Annotated in this window: 16 protein-coding genes; 13 read left to right on the top strand and 3 right to left on the bottom strand. The window is 50.6% G+C overall.

Annotated features, from left to right (window positions below; translation table 11 throughout):
* The first annotated feature begins 150 nt into the window (after nt 1–150).
* From WFJ73_RS07565 to WFJ73_RS07530, 8 genes are all read left to right on the top strand, one after another.
* Complete coding sequence (locus WFJ73_RS07565) at nt 151–1,611, top strand: ABC transporter substrate-binding protein (RefSeq protein WP_336772462.1); 1,461 nt, start codon at nt 151–153, stop codon at nt 1,609–1,611.
* On the top strand, nt 1,608–2,510 hold the full coding sequence (locus WFJ73_RS07560; protein ID WP_336772461.1) for a carbohydrate ABC transporter permease: 903 nt from the start codon (nt 1,608–1,610) through the stop codon (nt 2,508–2,510). Before WFJ73_RS07565 ends, WFJ73_RS07560 begins: the two co-directional genes overlap by 4 nt.
* Nucleotides 2,507–3,340, top strand: a complete 834-nt coding sequence (locus tag WFJ73_RS07555; protein ID WP_336772460.1) for a carbohydrate ABC transporter permease — start codon at nt 2,507–2,509, stop codon at nt 3,338–3,340. The genes WFJ73_RS07560 and WFJ73_RS07555 overlap by 4 nt, the downstream gene beginning before the upstream one ends.
* Before the next feature lie 105 nt (nt 3,341–3,445).
* A complete protein-coding gene (locus WFJ73_RS07550) occupies nt 3,446–4,456 on the top strand; it encodes a LacI family DNA-binding transcriptional regulator (RefSeq protein ID WP_336772459.1) in 1,011 nt (336 codons plus the stop codon).
* A 73-nt stretch (nt 4,457–4,529) separates the two neighbouring features.
* Nucleotides 4,530–5,567, top strand: coding sequence for a zinc-dependent alcohol dehydrogenase family protein (locus WFJ73_RS07545; protein WP_336772458.1), 1,038 nt, complete (start codon nt 4,530–4,532; stop codon nt 5,565–5,567).
* Entirely contained in the window at nt 5,564–6,604 is a 1,041-nt protein-coding gene (locus tag WFJ73_RS07540; protein ID WP_336772457.1) for a Gfo/Idh/MocA family protein, read from the top strand. Before WFJ73_RS07545 ends, WFJ73_RS07540 begins: the two co-directional genes overlap by 4 nt.
* A gap of 23 nt (nt 6,605–6,627) precedes the next feature.
* Nucleotides 6,628–7,410 (top strand): HAD family hydrolase, encoded by a 783-nt coding sequence (locus WFJ73_RS07535; protein ID WP_336772456.1) that lies wholly within the window; start codon nt 6,628–6,630, stop codon nt 7,408–7,410.
* Between the two features lie 35 nt (nt 7,411–7,445).
* Complete coding sequence (locus tag WFJ73_RS07530; RefSeq protein WP_336772455.1) at nt 7,446–9,416, top strand: glycoside hydrolase family 127 protein; 1,971 nt, start codon at nt 7,446–7,448, stop codon at nt 9,414–9,416.
* A 47-nt stretch (nt 9,417–9,463) separates the two neighbouring features.
* On the opposite strand, the gene WFJ73_RS07525 is transcribed toward WFJ73_RS07530, so the two are convergent.
* Complete coding sequence (locus tag WFJ73_RS07525) at nt 9,464–10,336, bottom strand: dihydrodipicolinate synthase family protein (protein WP_336772454.1); 873 nt, start codon at nt 10,334–10,336, stop codon at nt 9,464–9,466.
* Between the two features lie 127 nt (nt 10,337–10,463).
* Between WFJ73_RS07525 and WFJ73_RS07520 the strand changes: the two genes are divergently transcribed.
* The gene (locus tag WFJ73_RS07520; RefSeq protein ID WP_336772453.1) at nt 10,464–11,282 is read left to right on the top strand and encodes a hypothetical protein; all 819 of its coding nucleotides are present in this window, start codon (nt 10,464–10,466) and stop codon (nt 11,280–11,282) included.
* Entirely contained in the window at nt 11,279–11,962 is a 684-nt protein-coding gene (locus WFJ73_RS07515; RefSeq protein ID WP_336772452.1) for an HAD family hydrolase, read from the top strand. Before WFJ73_RS07520 ends, WFJ73_RS07515 begins: the two co-directional genes overlap by 4 nt.
* Nucleotides 11,963–12,005: 43 nt before the next feature.
* Here the strand turns inward: WFJ73_RS07515 and WFJ73_RS07510 are convergent, their stop codons facing one another.
* Nucleotides 12,006–15,119, bottom strand: coding sequence for a glycoside hydrolase family 2 TIM barrel-domain containing protein (locus WFJ73_RS07510; protein ID WP_336772451.1), 3,114 nt, complete (start codon nt 15,117–15,119; stop codon nt 12,006–12,008).
* 115 nt (nt 15,120–15,234) lie between these two features.
* Here WFJ73_RS07510 and WFJ73_RS07505 point away from each other — a divergent pair, with 115 nt between their 5' ends.
* The 3 genes from WFJ73_RS07505 (at nt 15,235) to WFJ73_RS07495 (ending at nt 18,045) form a co-directional block, all read left to right on the top strand.
* On the top strand, nt 15,235–16,059 hold the full coding sequence (locus tag WFJ73_RS07505; protein WP_336772450.1) for an AraC family transcriptional regulator: 825 nt from the start codon (nt 15,235–15,237) through the stop codon (nt 16,057–16,059).
* Between the two features lie 85 nt (nt 16,060–16,144).
* Complete coding sequence (locus WFJ73_RS07500) at nt 16,145–17,062, top strand: nucleoside hydrolase (RefSeq protein ID WP_336772449.1); 918 nt, start codon at nt 16,145–16,147, stop codon at nt 17,060–17,062.
* 65 nt (nt 17,063–17,127) lie between these two features.
* Nucleotides 17,128–18,045: an AraC family transcriptional regulator gene (locus WFJ73_RS07495; RefSeq protein ID WP_336772448.1), complete on the top strand. Its 918-nt coding sequence runs from the start codon at nt 17,128–17,130 to the stop codon at nt 18,043–18,045.
* Here the strand turns inward: WFJ73_RS07495 and WFJ73_RS07490 are convergent.
* Nucleotides 18,025–18,807 carry a phytanoyl-CoA dioxygenase family protein gene (locus WFJ73_RS07490; RefSeq protein ID WP_336772447.1) on the bottom strand — a complete coding sequence of 261 codons (783 nt, stop codon included), beginning with the start codon at nt 18,805–18,807 and terminating at the stop codon, nt 18,025–18,027. The two genes, WFJ73_RS07495 and WFJ73_RS07490, sit on opposite strands and share 21 nt — an antisense overlap.
* Between the last annotated feature and the right edge of the window lie 22 nt (nt 18,808–18,829).

The following is an 18,829-nucleotide window of genomic DNA, read 5'->3' as shown; positions in this document are numbered from 1 at the left end:
TTATAATGACGCTGTAAGCAACATTAACGATAATGTTAACGTAAATGGGGGTGAAAGAGAGCTCAAAACGCAAAAACTTCATCATGACTTGCAACATTGGTTGAAAGAAAAAGAGTGGGGATCTTTAACCAATTTGAGGGAGGTAAGTCTATGAGAAAAACGGCAGGTATGACATCTGTAACTTTGTTAGCGCTTTCGGTCTTGATGGCCGGATGCGGCAGCAGCAACGGGAATAATGGCAATAGCGGTACGAACGGTAATTCGGAAGCAAAAGCAACCTCCGGCAATTCCGCAGCAACTTCAGCAAATACTCCGGCAAGCAGCGCCGGCGGGGAAGAGCCGGTTAAGCATGATCCGGTGACGCTCAAGTATACGTTCTGGGGAAGTCCGAACGAGAAGAAGGTACAGGAAGCGGCGATTAAATCGTTTACGGAGAAATATCCGTGGATCAAGGTGAATACGCTTCATATCCCGGACTCCTATACAACCAAGCTGACAACGATGGCCTCTTCGAATCAGATGCCGGACATTGGACTTCTGAATGGCGATGTTGCGCTGGAATGGGCGTCGCAAGGCCGAATCTATAACATCATGGATTTCCTTGCGAATGATCCGGATGTCAGCGTAAACGATATTTTGCCAAACACGATGTATTACTGGGATGAAGGGAAGCTGGCAGGCGTAAACGGCGCGCTTGAAGCCTTCGCTTTGTTCTACAACAAGGAGGCGTTTACGGATGCGGGTCTGCCGCTCCCTCCAACCAAGGCTGACGAGGCGTATACTTGGGAGCAATTTGTGGAGACGGCGCAAAAGCTGACGCTGGACCAAAAAGGGCGAAATGCGCTTGATCCGGATTTTGATCCAAAGTCGATCAAGCAATTCGGGGTAACGATGCCTCTCTGGGCCTACATGAACGGAGTTGTGTCAAACGGAGGGCAGTTCGTGAACGAGGACGGGACACAGTTCAAGCTGGCTGATCCGGAAGCGGCCGAAGCGATTCAGCAATGGGCCGATCTGATTAATAAATACCATGTCGCTCCATCTCCAACCCAGTCGAAGAACATCCCATCCGGCGCCAATGCATTGTCCTCACGCAAGGTGGCTATGACGCTTGACGGCCAGTGGAGTCTGGTTGATCTTGGCGCGGCGAAAAAGCTGAATTTCGGAATTGGCGTTGCTCCCGTTATGAAGAACAAAGCGACGATGACTTTGGGCGAGCCGATTGTTATTTTCAAGGATACCAAACATCCGGAAGAAGCTTGGATGCTGTACAAATGGATGATGAATCCGGAGAACACGCTGGAGCTGCAAACAAGCGGACTATGGATGCCGGTTCTGAAAAAATGGTACGAAAATGCGGATCTGGTGGCGAAATGGGCAGCCGGCAATCCGGCTCACCCGGAAGGATACCAGGATGCGGTGATGAGAAATGCTTTTGACAACGGCTTCCCGAATACTTCCTATTACGTGAAGAATTTGTCCAAAATCAACAGCATTATCGACCCGGCTCTCGAGCAGGTCTGGCTCGGCAAAACAACGGCGCAGGAAGCATTAACCAAGATCAAACCTCAAGTGGAGAAAGAGCTGAAAGGGGTTTATACGGAGCGATGACCGGGAGGAAGCTTTGGAATAAAGAGGCCCGGGCCGGCATTTTGTTTGCGTCACCGGTTATTGCCGGCTTTCTGATCTTCGTCCTGGGGCCTATGATTGCCAGCTTTATATTCAGCTTGTCGGAATACAACGTCATCACTCCCTTGAAGTTGATCGGCTTCTCCAACTATGCAGACTTGTTCGACGGTACGGACCCGTTATTCTACAAGTCGCTTGGCGTTACGGCCTATTATGTCATCCTGAGCGTGCCTTTGCAGATTTTGCTGGCGTTTATGGTGGCGCTGCTGCTTAATCATCCGATCAAAGGGAAGGCTTTCTTCCGTACCATCTTTTACATGCCAACGATAGTTCCTGCAGTAGCTTCGTCGATGATCTGGCTGTGGCTATTCGATCCGGATCTTGGTCTGCTTAACCAGCTGCTCAAAGTATTCGGGATTCCAGGACTGCAGTGGATTTATTCGGAGAATCTGGCCGTACCGTCCCTGGTTTTGATGAGCCTATGGACGATCGGGGGAACAATGGTTATTTTCCTGGCCGGGCTTCAAGGCATTCCGAAGCATTTGTATGAATCGTTAGAGGTAGACGGCGGCGGTCCGCTGCATAAGCTGTTCTCCATTACGATACCTCTTATGACGCCAACGATCTTTTTTAATTTAATTATGGGCTTCATCGGAAGCTTTCAAGTGTTTGGGCAGGCTTACATTATGACGCAGGGCGGACCGAACAACGCGACGATGTTCTACTCCTATTACCTGTACCGGGAAGCGTTCGAGTTCTCCAGCATGGGAAGTGCATCGGCAATTGCCTGGATCATGTTCTTGGTTATTCTGGCGTTGACCTTGACGGTATTCAAGACTTCCGCGTTATGGGTGTACAGCGAAAGCGAGGGGAAACGATGATTAGAGGCCGGTTATTATCCAAGACCATCATCTATTTGCTGCTCGCTGCCGGAACTTGTCTTTGTCTGTTTCCTTTCTACTGGCTGCTGCGAAGCTCGTTTATGGACCAGTCGGATATCTTTGTCATCCCGCCGATCTGGATCCCCCATGACTGGCTGATCAGCAACTATCGGGAGGCGCTTACGATTCTGCCGTTCAACCGGTATTTTCTGAACACGTTTATTATCGTTGTGCTGGAAGTCTCCGGGGTTGTGCTGTCGAGCTCGATCTGCGCTTATTCGTTCGCCAGACTGCGGTGGCCGGGGAGAAACCTCGTATTTATGGTCATCCTGACAAGCATGATGCTTCCTGGAGCGGTGACGTTAATCCCTCAATATGTCGGATGGGCGAAGCTTGGGGCGACCAACACGTTTATCCCGTTGACGTTGCCGGCATGGTTCGGCGGCGGAGCGTTTAACGTATTCCTGCTCAGGCAGTTTTTTATGACCATTCCGAAAGAGCTGGATGAAGCCGCATTGGTGGACGGCGCGGGTTACTTCCGGATATACAGCCGGATTATGCTGCCGCTTCTAGTGCCGGCGCTTGTCGTAGTCGGATTGTTTTCTTTCCTGAACGGCTGGAACGACTTTATGGGTCCCCTCATTTATTTGAGCGACGAGAAGCTTTATACTCTTGCGCTGGGGCTGCAAACCTTTAAAGGCATGTATAACGCGCAGTGGCATTTAATGATGGCGGCGACAACCGTCGTGTTTCTGCCGGCGATGCTGGTCTTTTTCCTTGGGCAGAAATATTTTGTAGAAGGTATCGTCATGACAGGTTTAAAAGGTTAACAAGCTGTTCTCCTCTAGATAATTGACTCCAAAAATTTCAAGTGCTAATCTATTTATCAAACAAGAGAGTCTAGCAAACACATTCTAGTAGCTGGGGGAGAAAGCATGGAAGGCAGGAAAGTGACACTGAAGGATCTGGCCGTCAAAGCCGGACTTTCGGTCAACACCATCTCAAGAGCTCTGAAGGACAAAGAGGATATCGCAGCCTCCACCCGGCAGATGATTAAGGATTTAGCAAAGGAAATGGGTTATGTCGGCAACGCGCTTGCCGGTTCGCTCCGTTCGGGGCTGACCCGCACGATAGCGGTTATCGTCAGTGATGTAGCCAACCCGCACTTCGGCATTATGGTGAAGGAAATCGAGAAGTCGGCGCGCAAGCATCATTACACGATCTTTGTCATTAACACGGAAGATGATTACGAGATGGAAGAGAGGGCCATCTACACCGCTATCGGCAAAAATGTGGATGCGATCATCATCTGTCCTTCCCAGCGCGGAGCCGATAACATCCGGTTTCTGCAGAAGAACGGCGTGCCGTTCGTGCTGATTGGCAGAAGGTTCAAGGATGAGCCGGAATTCGATTACGTGATCTGCAATGATGAGAAAGGCGGATATCTCGCAACCAAACATTTGATCGACAGCGGACATAAGAGAGTGTTGTTCCTGAACGGTCCCATCCGGATTTCCAGTGCCCAGGAGCGGCTTGAAGGCTATAAGCGGGCGCATGAGGAAGCGGGCTTGCCGGTACTCGAGGAGCTCATTATCGAGGTTGGGGCTTCCGCGGGAGATACAAGGCAGGTTATGAAGCAGCTTATCGAGCAGCAGACGGCGTTTACCGGGATCTTTGCCTTCAATGATGTAATTGCCTGGGAAGCGGCATATGTATTAAGTAAGCATAGCTTCAAAGTGCCGGAAGATTATTCGGTTATCGGCTTCGATAATATCCAGTCGCGGATTTTTATTCCGTTCCAGCTGTCCTCGGTCAGCAATTCCAAGGGCAAAATGTCCAAACGGGCCGTCGATATTGTCCTGCACAAGATCAATCATCCGGATTCGAAGCAGAAGTTTAACGAGATTATCGATACCAAGCTGGTCTTAAGGGAAAGCACCAGATAATTGCAGGTTGGATGCGGCCCTTTTTACCCCAATACATGAACGATAATGTGAACGGTTAAGGAGATGGAAGAAGATGAGTCAAGTAATCCATGTACCACAAACGATGAACATTCCGCTTTTTGTAGGCCAAGGTAAAATCGAATACGGCGAGAAGCCGGTACCCGTACCGGGTAAAGGACAGCTGCTGCTGCAGGTAAAAGCGAACGCTCTTTGCGGCTCGGACCGCAGCCAGTTCTATGACGGAAGCACTACCGTTCCCGGTCACGAAGCGGCGGGTATTGTCGTTGGTGCCGGTGTTGGCGTTACAACGGCAATCGGGACGCCTGGGGTTGTGTTCCTGATGGACTTCTGCGGGGAATGCCGCAGCTGCAAGCTGGGCTTCACGAACCAATGCCTGAATAAGAGAGCGGATTACGGCTTCACGCATGATGGCGGTTATACGCCTTATATCGTTGTTAATGAAAACGTCTTCTTCCCGATCGATTCCTCTATTCCGCTGGCTGACGCAACCATGCTTCTGGATATTATGGGAACGGGAGGACACGCCATTAAGCGCGCAAAGCTGGTTCATCCGGATATTCAGTCCGTTCTTATTGCGGGAGCAGGCCCTATCGGCCTTGGCGTGCTTGCCATGGCGAAGCTGCTGCTTGGCGATGAAACTCCGGTCTTTATTATGGATTACGTCGATTATCGTCTGGAGCTTGCGGAGAAGATGGGAGCTATTCCGGTGCAGCTGGCGAATCAGTCGGTTCAGGAGGTCATTAAGGCTGCCGGTCTTGAAGGCGCGGATATTGCCATTGATACAAGCGGCAAAACATCCGGTCGCCGCACTTCCCTGGATGCGCTTAACCAGCGAGGCGTTCTGATCTGCGTGGGTCATGGGCAAGAACTGAGTCTCGGCGTATCGAATGATCTGATTGCTCCTGAACGCGCGGTGCTCGGAAGCGAATATTTCCAATATAACGAGCTGGCGGAGAATCATGCCCTTATTCTTAGGCATCTTCCTTACTTGCAGCAGATTATTACGCATCGATACGGCCTTGATCAAATTCAGGAAGCTTACGAGCTGTTCTTCCAAGGCAATACCGGAAAGGTGTTAATCGAACAATGAACAATGCGGACAAAAAGCTGAAGGTAGCCTTAATCGGAGCAGGGGGAGCAGTAAGCAGCCGAGGAAGAGCGGAAGGCTTCCAATCGGCGGGCAGCTGGGGCTTGCAGCATGCACGGATCTGGGAAGCAAGACCGGATGTGGACTTCTGCGCTATCGTGGGAAGAAAGGCTGCCCGGACAGAGGAAAAAGCGGAGTTGTTCGGTACAAAAGCGTATACGCGGATTGCCGATATGCTCGAAAAAGAAACGCCGGATTTGATCAGCATGTGCCTGCCGAATCAGGGGCATTTCGAAGCTACGTTGGAGGTAATCCAGTCGGGTTATCCGTTATTGGTCGAGAAGCCGTTGGTGTTCAGTTTGAAGGAAGCTGACATTCTTATTAATGAAGCGGTTAAACGGAATGTATTTTTCGCTATCAACTTCAACCACCGGTTCGCCAAGCCGGTACAACTGGCGCATGCTGCCATTCAGGGAGGAAAGCTCGGCGAGCTTTCCTTCGCAACCTGGCGCTTTGGAGGAGAAGGAAGCAGCGATCATCCGCATGCCAATCTCATCGAAACGCAGTGTCATGGTTTTGATATGCTGGAATATTTATGCGGACCGGTTGAATCGGTTATGGCGGAAATGACGGATAAGACGGGCGGCGGCTATCGGACATTGTCGCTTGCCTTGCGGTTCGAGAACGGAGCAGTGGGCAGCCTTGTCGGAAGCTATGATTCTTCCTATGCCTACCCGGATACGCACCGTGTCGAGATTAACGGCTCGCTTGGCCGCTGCGTCATTCAGGACACGGTGAAGAAATATACGTTCCATGCCGCAGGCAATGAGGTCGGGGAAAGCTGGGAAGCCGGTTATTTCAACGATGCGGACCGCGATTTTCACCGTACATTTGATAACCATATTGAAGCGCTGCTTCAGGCTTTGCGTAACGGCGAAGCGCCTCCGGTTCATGCCTCGGCGGGTTACCGGGCGTTGTTAATCGCCGAAGCGGCGATTCAATCCTATGAACTTGGACGTCGGGTACGCGTGGAGAAGTAAAAAGGCGAAGAGGTGGATGAACGTTGATTAAGCTCTTTGTATCGGATATTGACGGCACTTTGATGGACAGAAACAAACAGATTCACAAGGAGGATATCGACGCCATCCGCTTGGCTCACCGGCAGGGCGTCCATATCTGTCTGGCTTCCGGACGGATGCATGAGGAGATCAAGGTTGTTATGGAGCTGCTTGGCGTACCGTGTTACGCGGTTTGCCAGAACGGGGCAACCATTGTGGACCAGGATGGAACCGTTATTCGGGCCAGCACGTTCCAGGCTGATCTGGCGCTTGCCGTGCAGCAGCTGACAGCGCCGGCCAATCTGGTTACCGTTATTTGCGGCAGCGAGGGTAATTACGTTGCCAGGCAAACGGCAGTGACGGAGCGTGTAGGCATACGCTTCCTGAAGCCGTTAATCGAGCGCCGCCAAGTCATTGAAGATATGGCAAACGGAATGCCGGTCACGAAGTTTTCCATCTATGGCGAAGTTCCGCTGCTGGAGCAGATGCTTGAGACTTTGGATGAGCGGTTCGCAGACCGGATTACGGCATCGTTCTCCGACCCCGACGGCATTGATGTCATGCCCGGCGGCGTAGATAAAGGCGCGGCTGTTGGAGCTTTAATTCAATTATTAGATATCCGCAGGGAAGAGACGGCATGCATCGGCGATTCGTTTAATGATTTGGCAATGTTCCGCATTTGCTCCCGCAGCTTTGCCATGTCCCATTCCCACGATACAGTGCTGACAACGGCCACCCATCGGGCTGACACCGTTGGTCAAGCTTTAAATGATTTGCTTGCGGTATGAATACAATTCCATTTCATGCGAAGGGGTGTCCAAGCGTGACTTCCAAAGCAACCCAGCTTAATAAGAAACCAACAACCTACAAGTATCAGACGGTGCACAACATGCCCATTCAAGCCGTCCGCATCCAGGATGCATTTTGGGAGCCGAAATTAAAGGTGCTGCATGAAGTAACCGCTTATGATGTGCTTCATAAATTCGAGAATGACGGAGCTATGCGGAATTTTGAGTTTGTGGCGGAGGGAACCTGCGGATTCCATTCCGGGGAGCCTTGGTTCGACGGACTCGTCTATGAAACCATCCGCGGGATCTCCGATATTCTAGCCGTATCTCAGGATGAGCGTTTGGATGTTAGAGTCGACGAGATTATCGAGAAAATCGTCCGAGCCCAAGAAGCTGGCGGCGACGGATACCTGAACACGTATACGCAGCTGGATCGTCCCGGCCAGCGCTGGGGCGAGAATGGCGGTTTCTTAAGATGGCAGCATGATGTCTATAATGCGGGCTGCCTGATTGAAGCAGCCGTTCATCATTATAAAGCAACGGGCAAAACAACCCTGCTCAAAGCAGCGGTTCAATATGCCAATCATATGAGCGGCATGATGGGGCCTCCGCCAAAACGGAACATCGTCCCGGCCCACTCGCTGCCGGAGGAGGCGGTTCTGAAGCTGTATCAGCTGGCTTTGGATGAACCGGAGCTTGGCACGGTGATGAAGGTGCCTTTTGTTGCTTCCCATTATCTGGAGCTTGCTGCGTTCTGGATTCACAACCGGGGCAATCAGGAAGGCAGACATTCGCATGGCGGGGAATATGCGCAGGATCATAAGCCGGTGCTGGAGCAGGAGGAAGCGGTCGGGCATGCGGTACGCGCGACGTTGTTGTACACGGGTCTGACGGCTCTCTATTTATGCACGGGTGAAATGCCTTACTTGGAGACCGCAAAGAAGCTATGGGATAATATTTCGTACCAGAAATCGCATATTACCGGCGGTGTTGGCGCGGTTCATCATGACGAGAAGTTTGGCGCAAACTATGAATTGCCGGATAACGGTTATTTGGAGACTTGCGCCGGCGTTGGCATGGGCTTTTTCAGCTGGAATCTGTTCCTTGCTACCGGAGAAAGCCGCTATATCGATAAGCTGGAGACGATTATCTACAATATCGTACTGGCTGGACGTTCGATGGACGGTCATAAATACTTCTACGAGAATCCGCTGGTCAGCAAAGGCGGCCATAACCGCTGGGAATGGCATAGCTGCCCTTGCTGCCCGCCGATGATCATAAAGCTTTTGCCTGAGCTGGCTTCCTATATTTACGCCTTTGACGGCAAGGGAGCGTTCGTCAATCTGTACGTCGGAAGCGAAAGCGAATTACTTATCGGGGATGTACCTGTATCGGTTAAGCAGCAGACGAATTATCCATGGTCAGGAGCAGTTGGAATTGCGGTTACGCCGGAGCGGGATGCCGAGTTTGACATGAGGCTGCGCATTCCGGAATGGTGCGGACAATATACGATCCTCGTGAACGAGCAGGCAGCCGGCTTTGAGCTGGAAAATGGTTATGCCGTCTTGCACCGGGTATGGTCACCGGGGGACCGGATTCAGCTTGAACTGGATATGCCCGTTCATTTGGTAGAGGTTCATCCGAATGTAACGACGCATGCGGACAAAGCGGCCATCCGGCGCGGACCTGTGCTGTATTGTCTGGAGTCGGTTGATAATGAAAAAGTGGAAAACGGCAGCATTCTCTATACCCGCGAAGCGCTGCGAGAGAATCATATGGACCGCAAGCTCCCGCTTCAGCCAGTATTCGAAACGGAGCATGACGCGAGCTTCTTCGACGGCGCCGTTATTATCCGGACAACGGATGCGTACGGCCGTCCGATTACGGCGGTTCCGTATCCATACTGGAATAACCGTTCCCGGGGCACGATGGTCCTCTGGCTGCAGCATGAGCATCCCGTCCGCCAAGAAGGCTGGGAGAATAAGCTGTACCGCATAATAGAATAGAATGGAGAAGGCGCCTTTGCAATCCAATTGCAAGGCGCCTTCATGTTTTACTGCAAGACGGTACGTACGGCTGCTTCTTCCTCCGCGGTTAGAGGGGTAAGAGGTTCGCGGAAACCGCCGGCGATGATTCCTTGGGCAACAAGGTGGTGACGGATGACTCTCACCCAACCAATGTCCCCTAGCAGCTTCAGCTTAGGCTGAACGATTTCAAGTTTTAACGAAGCTTCTGCCTGTTGCCCTGAGCCTAACCGACTAACGATTTCTTTCATTTCTGTAGGGAAGAGGCTGCCTGCGACGCTCGTCAGGCCGTTATAACCTTTTGCGAAATAATCTGCAATGGTAGCGTCGATTCCGGACAACACTTGAAAATCTTCTCCAAGCTCCTCGGTAACGCATTTGACAACGTCCGGATTGCCGGCTTCTTTTAGCGCTTTAATTTGAGGGAACTTCTTAGCCAGGGCTATTAAGGTTTGAGGCTCCAGATTAAATCCCGTTCGTACCGGATTATTGTAGAGCATCACGGGCAGCGCCGTCGCTGAGCATACCGCTTCAACATATAAAGCGGCTTCACGTTGGCTTGGGCGGACATAAGGCGGAAAGCCCAGCATAATGGCCGCATGTCCGGCTTTTTCAGCCTCCGTCGCCAGCCGGACCGCGTCACGCGTCCGGATCGCCGCTACTCCCGCGTACAAAGAAATATCTCCAGGAGCGGCTTGCCTGGTCCGTTGATAGAGAAGGTTTCTCTCCTCCAAGGACAAGGAGTGCTGCTCTCCGGTTGAGCCTCCAACTAGCAGGGCAGGAACCTGTTGTTCCGCGTAATATTGAACCATGTGATGGATTCCTTGTTCGTCAATCGTGTCATCCTGACGGAAAGGCGTAATGATCGCAACGCTATAAGGCGAGAAACGGAATGTAGACATATTTGCTGAGCCTCCTTAATGAAGTAAGAACGCATTCTTTTTCGCTATACTAGCATATCGAATGATTGATAGGAAGGCTGGAATTCGTTATAGTTGGTGGTAGATGTTATTTCCAATATTAGGGAGGATGGCGGCGCTGAGCATGCAGCAAAACATGATAGCAACGGAAAAGTTTAATCCTCGCAGTTCTCTAATTGCCATAATCACAAGTGTGCAGGAAAGACTAAAGCAATTATATGCTTGGAGCGGGAATCTAACGGATGACGGCAGTAGATGGGAAGCGGACCAATTCTCAGAACGGAAAACAAATGGAGAGTGCTCGACATGCGGCGGCAGTCCGGCAATGATAGACATTGACCCCCGCCGCATGATTGCCTCCGAGCTGTCGCTTAAGCGCGGAGCCGTACTATTATGGGCAGGCACAAATTGCGGACCGGTCGAAATGATTAAGCAATTGGCCGAGGTACTGGGCATCTGCTATGATCGTCCGTTGACAGAGCAAGATCCTCTCTTTATCGAGATTTTATTGTACGGTTATAAGAAAGAGCTCCTAACTTATAAACACAAATCTAAACTCAAACAGGGCTTCTACAGAGGCTGCGTGAACGATGTAAAGTTTCTGAGAGATTCCGGCACAACAAGCAAAGGCAATCTAAAAGCTATTGACTATTTTTCGGGTCCGGTTCGTTGCCCGGATTGCAGCCAAAGCAGTCATTACGACAAGGAATGCTTGTCTGTTACGATAAATGGTCTGACGATTAATGAGACTTCGAGATTGTCTACTCAAGAGCTATTGTTGTTTGTCCGTGATCTTTTACCTCCTAATAAAGCAACGGTTTCGCTTCCTATATTGCTAGAATTGGAAAAACGCCTGTTGCATCTAAATAAAATTGGCTTAAAATATTTGTCTCCCGTGTACCACACCAACCTGGAGGGATCCTGTTGAAAGTTCAAGCCGTATTCTTTGATTTGTTCGAGACTTTAATTACCGAGTTTGAGAACGGCGTACGGAAAGCGCCGCGTTCGAATCATTTTGTCGGGCAGTTGGGGGTTGATACCCATCTGTTCGAGCAAGAGTGGAAAAAGAGGCAAGAGCGGAGGATGAACGGGACTTTTCCGGATTTCCCTTCCGTATTAAGAGATATTCTGAGTACGCTTGGACATGAAGCAGCCGAAGAAATCATCGATAACATTCACAAAGAACGGATTGCTTCCAAATCTATTCCGTTTAACCGGATAGACCCGGCTATTCTGGACATGCTTGAGCAGCTTCGCTCGTCTGGAATTAAACGATGTCTGATTAGCAATTGTGCGCCGGAAGAGGTATATTCATGGGAAACCAGCGAACTAGCCGCTTACTTTGATGACGTGATTTTCTCTTACGCGGTAAATACCGCCAAGCCTGAGCCGCATATCTACCAGCTAGCCTGTGAACGAATGGGAGTGTCGCCGACCGACTCCTTATTTATTGGCGATGGAGGCTCTGATGAATTGTCCGGCGCGTCAAGCTCCGGGCTGCAGGCTTACCATGCGACCTGGTTTCTTCCCGAAGAAAGAGCGGGGAAATGGACGGAGTTTCCAAAGCTCAGGACCCCGTCCCAATTAATCGAACTAATCTCTCAATAGAAAACAAGACCATCCTGAAGCCAGGATGGTCTTGTTTTCTTGTTTAGATCAAAGAAAGGGTGAACGATAAGCTGTAAGCCCGGTTAGCGAATAGCTTATAATCCGGATGAATAGGAGCACCCCAGCTGTCATCGCCGCCAACGCCCATTTGTTTGTCGTTTACGCGTACGACCGTTTTGGACGAGACAGGCAGTTTGTACGGGTGGTCGCTTGCTTCAAGCTCATCCGGGGTCCATGGAAGGGCATTGACCTCCATTAATGCACCGCTGTCAAAGCGAAGACCGTTTCCATCGGCGCCCTTTGTAAGCTCTGCATAACGGACATCGGTCTTATTGCCGCATTCCTGAGGTCGCAGGTAAGGGACAAATTGGTCCTTTACCATACCGCTGTATTGACCTAATTTAGCGCCGGTTTTACGATCCCAGTAATTATCCTGCGGCCCTAAGCCATACCAGGAGATAGTATCCAGACTGCCGTCAAGAACAAGCATCATGCCGAATTCCGGAATTTCAGGCAGCTTGTCGCCGCCAGGCAGCAACTGCTCATGAATATTAATCGAGCCGTTGGAATGAACCGTATAGCTGATTGTAAGCAAAGATACAGGATTTGTTGCCAGCTGGTGTACGGTTGTGACATGGCAGCGGTCTTGTGCCGCGGTCCAAGTAAACTGAATAAGCTGCTTGGTGCTTCCTGCATCCTTCCAAATCGAGCAGCGCTCCGGCATTTTGTTTCCGAAGTCATTATCGGTAGCTGCACGCCAGAAGTTAGGACGAATCGGTTCAAGCAGATTCTCTTTGTTTCCGGAGCGATAAGATACGATATCGCCAGTCAGACGGTTAAAGGTAACCGACAATACGTTGTTACTTATTTGCAGCGACTCGGGTTCTTCATTGAACTGCAGAGGAGCATGAACGGTATCGGTAACGTTGCTGTAAACCTCCACCACGCGCGGCGATAAAATAAACTGCTCCCAAGCGATTTCATGACCGGCTTCCGCCCATTTCGATTCCTCCGGAATAACGAAGGAAATAGTCAGAACCGCTTCTTGCTCGCAGAACGAAGGGCTGTAAGGTACCGTTACCTCCGTCGTCTCGCCTGGTGCCAGTGACACTTTAAGAACATCCTTCTGAACGGTTTTACCTTCATGTTGAATTTCCCATTTCATATCGTAAACGCCAAGATCCGTAAACAAGTTTTTATTCGTTACGCGAATCGTTTGAGCCGTAACATTGATATCCGAAATCGAAATGTTCTGGTAGCATTTTTTCACTTCATGCAGCTTTGGAGTAACGGTCCGGTCAGCAAACAGGAGGCCGTTGCCGCTGAAGTTGCCGTCATGCGGTGATTCGCCGAAGTCGCCGCCATAGGCCAGATATTCCACGCCGTCAGCTGTTTTGGTCCGGATCGCCTGATCTACCCAATCCCAGATAAATCCGCCCTGCAAAATCTCGTACTTATCAAACAGCTCCGCGTATTTATGAAGCCCGCCGCAAGAGTTGCCCATCGCATGGGAATATTCGCACAGGATATAAGGTTTTTTCGGATTATGCAGGGCATATTGCTCCACTTCGTTAGGACGAACATACATCGTGGATTCGATATCCGACGCAGCTTCCGAAGGGCGGTAATGGAACACGCCTTCGTAATGCACAAGTCTAGTAGGGTCGGCTTCCTTCAGATAATCATGCATAGCGATAAAGTTATCGCCGCCAAAGGATTCATTGCCAAGCGACCAGATGACAACCGAAGGATGATTCTTGTCCCGCTGGTACATCGAATTGCAGCGATCCAGCACGTTGGCTCTCCACTCCGGGTGGCTGCCCGGAACCGTGTGCGCAGGCAAATCCTGCTGACCGAAGGTCCAGGAACCGTGCGTTTCCAGATTCGTTTCATCAATGACGTATAAGCCGTATTCATCGCATAGTTCGTACCAGACCGATTGATTCGGGTAGTGGGAGGTACGGACCGCATTAATATTATGGGTCTTCATAAGCTTGATATCCCGGAGCATATCCTCTTTGGACAATGCCCGGCCGGTATCGCAGGAAAATTCATGGCGGTTTGCGCCTTTGAAAATAATCCGTTTGCCGTTAATCCGCATCAATCCGTCCTTGATCTCGAATGTTCGGAAGCCCACCTTGCTGCTATGCGTTTCGATAAGGCCCGCATCGTCCTTGAGCGATAACACCAGCGTATATAAATGAGGAGCTTCGGAGCTCCATTTGAGCGGGTTCTCCACGTATCCGGACAGCGATAGCCGATGCTCGCCGTCGCTTGCGAAAGAATGGGTAACTGCCACTGGTTCCTTCCATACGGCCTGCTGGTTGGCATCGTACAGTTGGGCTTCAACGCGGATGCCGTCCGCTGCTTCATTAAAGTAATTTTCGAGAGTGACGTTAATAGCTAATTCGGCATTTCGGTACTGATCATCCAGGTTGGTACGCGCAAAGAAGTCCGAGATATTCACCTTTGGTTTCGAGTATATATACACATCGCGGAAAATACCGCTAAGACGCCAGAAGTCCTGATCCTCCAGCCAGCTCGCGTCGCACCACCGGTACACTTCCACGGCCAGCTTGTTCTCGCCGCCCGTTAAATAAGGAGTAATATCAAATTCGGACGGGGTAAAGGTGTCCTCGCTATAGCCAACCAGCTCGCCGTTCACCCAGACGTAGAATGCAGATTCAACGCCTTGGAAGCTAAGGTATACCGGTTGGCCGTTCCAGGATTCCGGAACCTGAAAGCTTCGGATATAGGAACCAACCGGATTGTATTTGGTCGGAGCAAAAGGCGGCTGCAATTCCGGCTCCGATTCGATCCATGGATAACGGATATTCGTATATTGCGGATAATCGAAGCCGTGGAACTGCCAATGGGATGGAACGGGCATGTCGGTCCAGCTGCTGGCATCGTAATCCGATTGGTAGAAGTTCTGAATGCGCTGATCCGGCGTCTCGGCAAAGGCGAATTTCCAAACCCCGTTTAAGGACAAATAACGTTCCGAACCCGTTTTATCGCCAATCAGAGCTTCTTCCACAGAGCTGAATGACATCATGGAAGCGTGTGCAGGAAGACGGTTGATTTGGAAGATTTCAGGGTTATTATTCCATTCCGGATAGCCGTTTGCAGGTGGCTGATAATTAAGTTTGGCTCGCAATATTTTCATCTCCTAAAATTCAATGATAGTATATTCATATTATAGTGAGGAATGTATACTTATAAAATATAAGGATATTACAGTCATCTCTAAAAATATGAAACGAGGTTTCGTGATGGAGGGTAATTATATTTTTTGCTCGCAGGATGAAACCTCCGGACTTCCGCTCTATGCGACAACGGTTGGATACTGGGAACATCAGATTGAAACCGAACGGCCGGAAGGCTTCCCGGATTATCAATTGCATCAAGTGCTGGACGGAATCGGAGAGGTTGTCGTCAACGGCAAGGCCTGTAAAGTGGAGGCCGGGGACGTGTTTTTCCTCTATCCGGGCATTCCTCATTCCTATAGACCGCTTAATCAGCGCTGGAAGGTTTCCTGGGTATCGTTTAACGGCCGCGAAGCGGACCAAATGCTGTTGTTCGCCGGAATCAGCGAATCGGGTACGGGCAGGTTAAAGGCCAACACGCTTATCCAATCGCTGGAACAGATGTTGACCTTGGCCATGGATAATGACCAGGAGGCCAATCTTGAACGGTCGAAGCTGCTATACGGCCTGTTAATCGATCTTAAATATCAGCTGCTATCCCCGTCTTACTCGGATCAAGAGTTCGACAGGGTTAAGCCAGTCTTGCAATATATAGAAAACAATCTGCAAAGACCGTTAACGCTTACCGAGCTGGCTGCAGTGGCGGCCGTTACCCCGCAATACCTGTGCAGAATCTTTCAGCAGACGATGAATACCAGGCCGACGGAATACATTAACCAGCAGCGAATCAAACGAAGCAAGCAGCTTATGTTTCAGCACCCGGCGATGCGGATGTACGAGATAGCGGGCAGGGTTGGTTTTGAGAGCTCGAGCTATTTCGGCGTCGTATTCCGCAAGCTGAACGGGATGAATCCCGAAGCATTCAAGAAGCTGCACGGATTGGTTCCGTAATCGCATTGACGCTGGGGGCGAAACGGCTTAAAGTTGATCCTGTAAGGGCTTACACAATAGGTTGTCGATAATGGAGGAATAGGAAATGGTATATCCGAAGCTGTCCGAATCATTTGTGGTCCAAAGATTAGCCCCGCCAACCGGGAAAATTCATATCGTTCTCGATACCGATACGTTTAACGAAATTGACGATCAATTTGCCGTAGCCTATTCCCTGCTCTCGAATGAGAGGATGGAAGTCGAGGCTTTGTACGCCGCACCGTTCTTCAACGAATTATCAAGCAGCCCGGGCGACGGCATGACAAAAAGCTATAACGAGATTCTGAAAATACGAAAGCTGCTGAAGCGCGAGGACGTTCCGGCCTTTCGCGGCTCGGAGCAATACTTGCCCGGGGCTGAGCTGCCCGTTGAAAGCGATGCAGTCCATGATCTGATCAAAAGGGCGATGCAGCGTGATGCCGACAATCCTCTGTATGTCGTGGCTATAGGCGCGATTACGAACGTGGCCAGCGCCATTTTGACAGAACCGGGGATTATAGAAAAGATTGTAGTGGTGTGGCTTGGCGGTCATACGTTGGAGTGGGGAGATACAAGGGAGTTTAATTTGTTCCAGGACTTGCATGCCTCCAGAGTCATTATGGACAGCGGCGTGCCGCTTGTTCTAATCCCCTGCATGGGAGTTGCTTCGAACTTGCGGACCACGTTATCCGAAATCCGCGATTACGTGCAGCCGGAGGGGGAGCTGGGGCAATATTTGTACGAGACTTACCGGGATTGCACGAATGATCATTATGCCTACTCCCGCGTTATTTGGGATATCTCTACGATCGCATGGCTGAATAATCCGAAATGGGCACCTTCGCAGCTGCTCCCTAGTCCCCGCATATCGGAAGACTTCCGGTGGAGCTCGGATCCTTCGAGGCATCTCATCCGTTATGTGCGTTATATCGACCGCGATGCGGTGTTTAAGGACTTGTTCCTGAAGATCCAGCAATTCCGTTAATTACTGATAGCCCAGCAAAGGCGCTTTGCAAGCGCAAAGCGCCTTATGAACGACGGGGGACCCGTATGAGCGATGTTCTAAAAAGCGATCAGCATCTGGAAAGCAGACATTTTCTTTTTCATATTGAACCTTATGAGCTCAAGCAGGGTACGATGATTCCGCTGCACCGTCATGAATTCGTAGAACTCGTCTTTATTAGCCAAGGCTCGGGACTGCACGAATACGAAGGAAGAACATTCCCTATTGCAGCCGGAGATGTGTTCATCATAGAACCCGGCATGGATCACGCGTATACAGTCGATCGGAACGATGGGATGGAGGTTGTGAATGTCCTGTTCGTTCCAGCTCTTCTCGAACGGGAGCTTGCCGTATTATCGGGCGTCACTTCGTTTATCGACTTTTATTATATGGAGCCGTTTCTGCGGTCGGATGTATCCTTCCAAGCGAAGCTCACCTTGTCTCCCAGGCAAATGCTGGACGTGCGAGGGATATTGGAGCAGCTCATGAAGGAGTACATGAATAAGGAAAGCGGATATCACTTTCTAATCAAATCGAAGCTTATCGAGTTATTCATCATACTTAGCCGCATGTATGTCAATAACCGGAACCACTCGCTGCCCTCCATGCAAAACGATGGGGAAATGATTGCCCGCATATGCGAGTTTATCAGTCGCCATCAATCCCATCCTTTGTCGCTGGAACAAATCAGTCAGATGGCGGGCATGAGCCAAAGCAAGTTTACCTTCCTGTTCCGCCAAGTGACCGGAATGTCCTTCGTGGAATACCGCAACGACCAGCGGATTCGGCTTGCCAAGCAATTACTGGCCACTACCAGCGACAAGATTGCCCGGATTGCGCTAGATACGGGGTACGAGGATTTGAGCCATTTCAATCATGTCTTCAAGAAGCTTACGGGGGAAACGCCAAGCCATTACAGAAAGCGGGTAAAAGGACGCTCCGAATCAGGCGAGCCTAGGGAATAATCCTCCAGTCAACACGTCGCCCTTCCGGAAGCCAAGCCCGTCGGTACATACATGGTTCGCACCGCTGTAAGTCGTTCCATCGGGCATATAGACGATAGCAAGAGCGCGGCGCGGTTTGTCCGTCTCGTTGGCATGCGCATAATGAAAGGTGAGTCCGTCATGGAAGGAGCAGCTGCCGGCTTTCATCCGCACAACGGCTGCCGTATTGCGGTCCACATCCTTGGCACCCTCGTCGGAGAATATATCTTCGGGATTAACAAGGTCGATCGATTTTAAGTTTTTGATTTTTTGCGACTTGGGCACCAGCATCAAGCATCCGTTATGCTCGTCCACATCATCCAGCGCAATCCAGATGGACAAAGCGCCGGGCTCGTTCATTGGCCAGTATGGCAAGTCCTGATGCCAAGGCGTTGGTTTCGAATCCTGCGGCATCTTCAGCAGGGCATGGTCGTGAAAGAGCCGCACGCCGTTTGCTCCAGATAACTGCTTGGCAGCATCGGCAAACCGGCGTGACAACACAAAGCGGGCCATTCCGCCATGATCCCGCCACGTATTAACCCGTTGATTCAACACTTTATAATAGAGATCCCCCGAAGCGGCCGTTTGCGTGGATCTCCCGTTTTGCACCGCCATCGTCTCTTCCAGGTAGCCCCGCAGCTCCTCGACTTCCTCCGCGGACAACATGTTATCGATTTGTACGAATCCATTCTCCCTGTAATAACGTACTTGCGCCTCGGTCAATACTTTCGTGTTGTCCAACATATACGTTCACCCTTTCTAATCG

The organism is Paenibacillus sp. MMO-58 (genome assembly GCF_037146255.1).
Classification (GTDB): Bacteria; Bacillota; Bacilli; order Paenibacillales; family Paenibacillaceae; genus Pristimantibacillus.
Note: the sequence above shows the minus strand (reverse complement) of the source record. Positions and strands in the feature narration are given on the sequence as shown.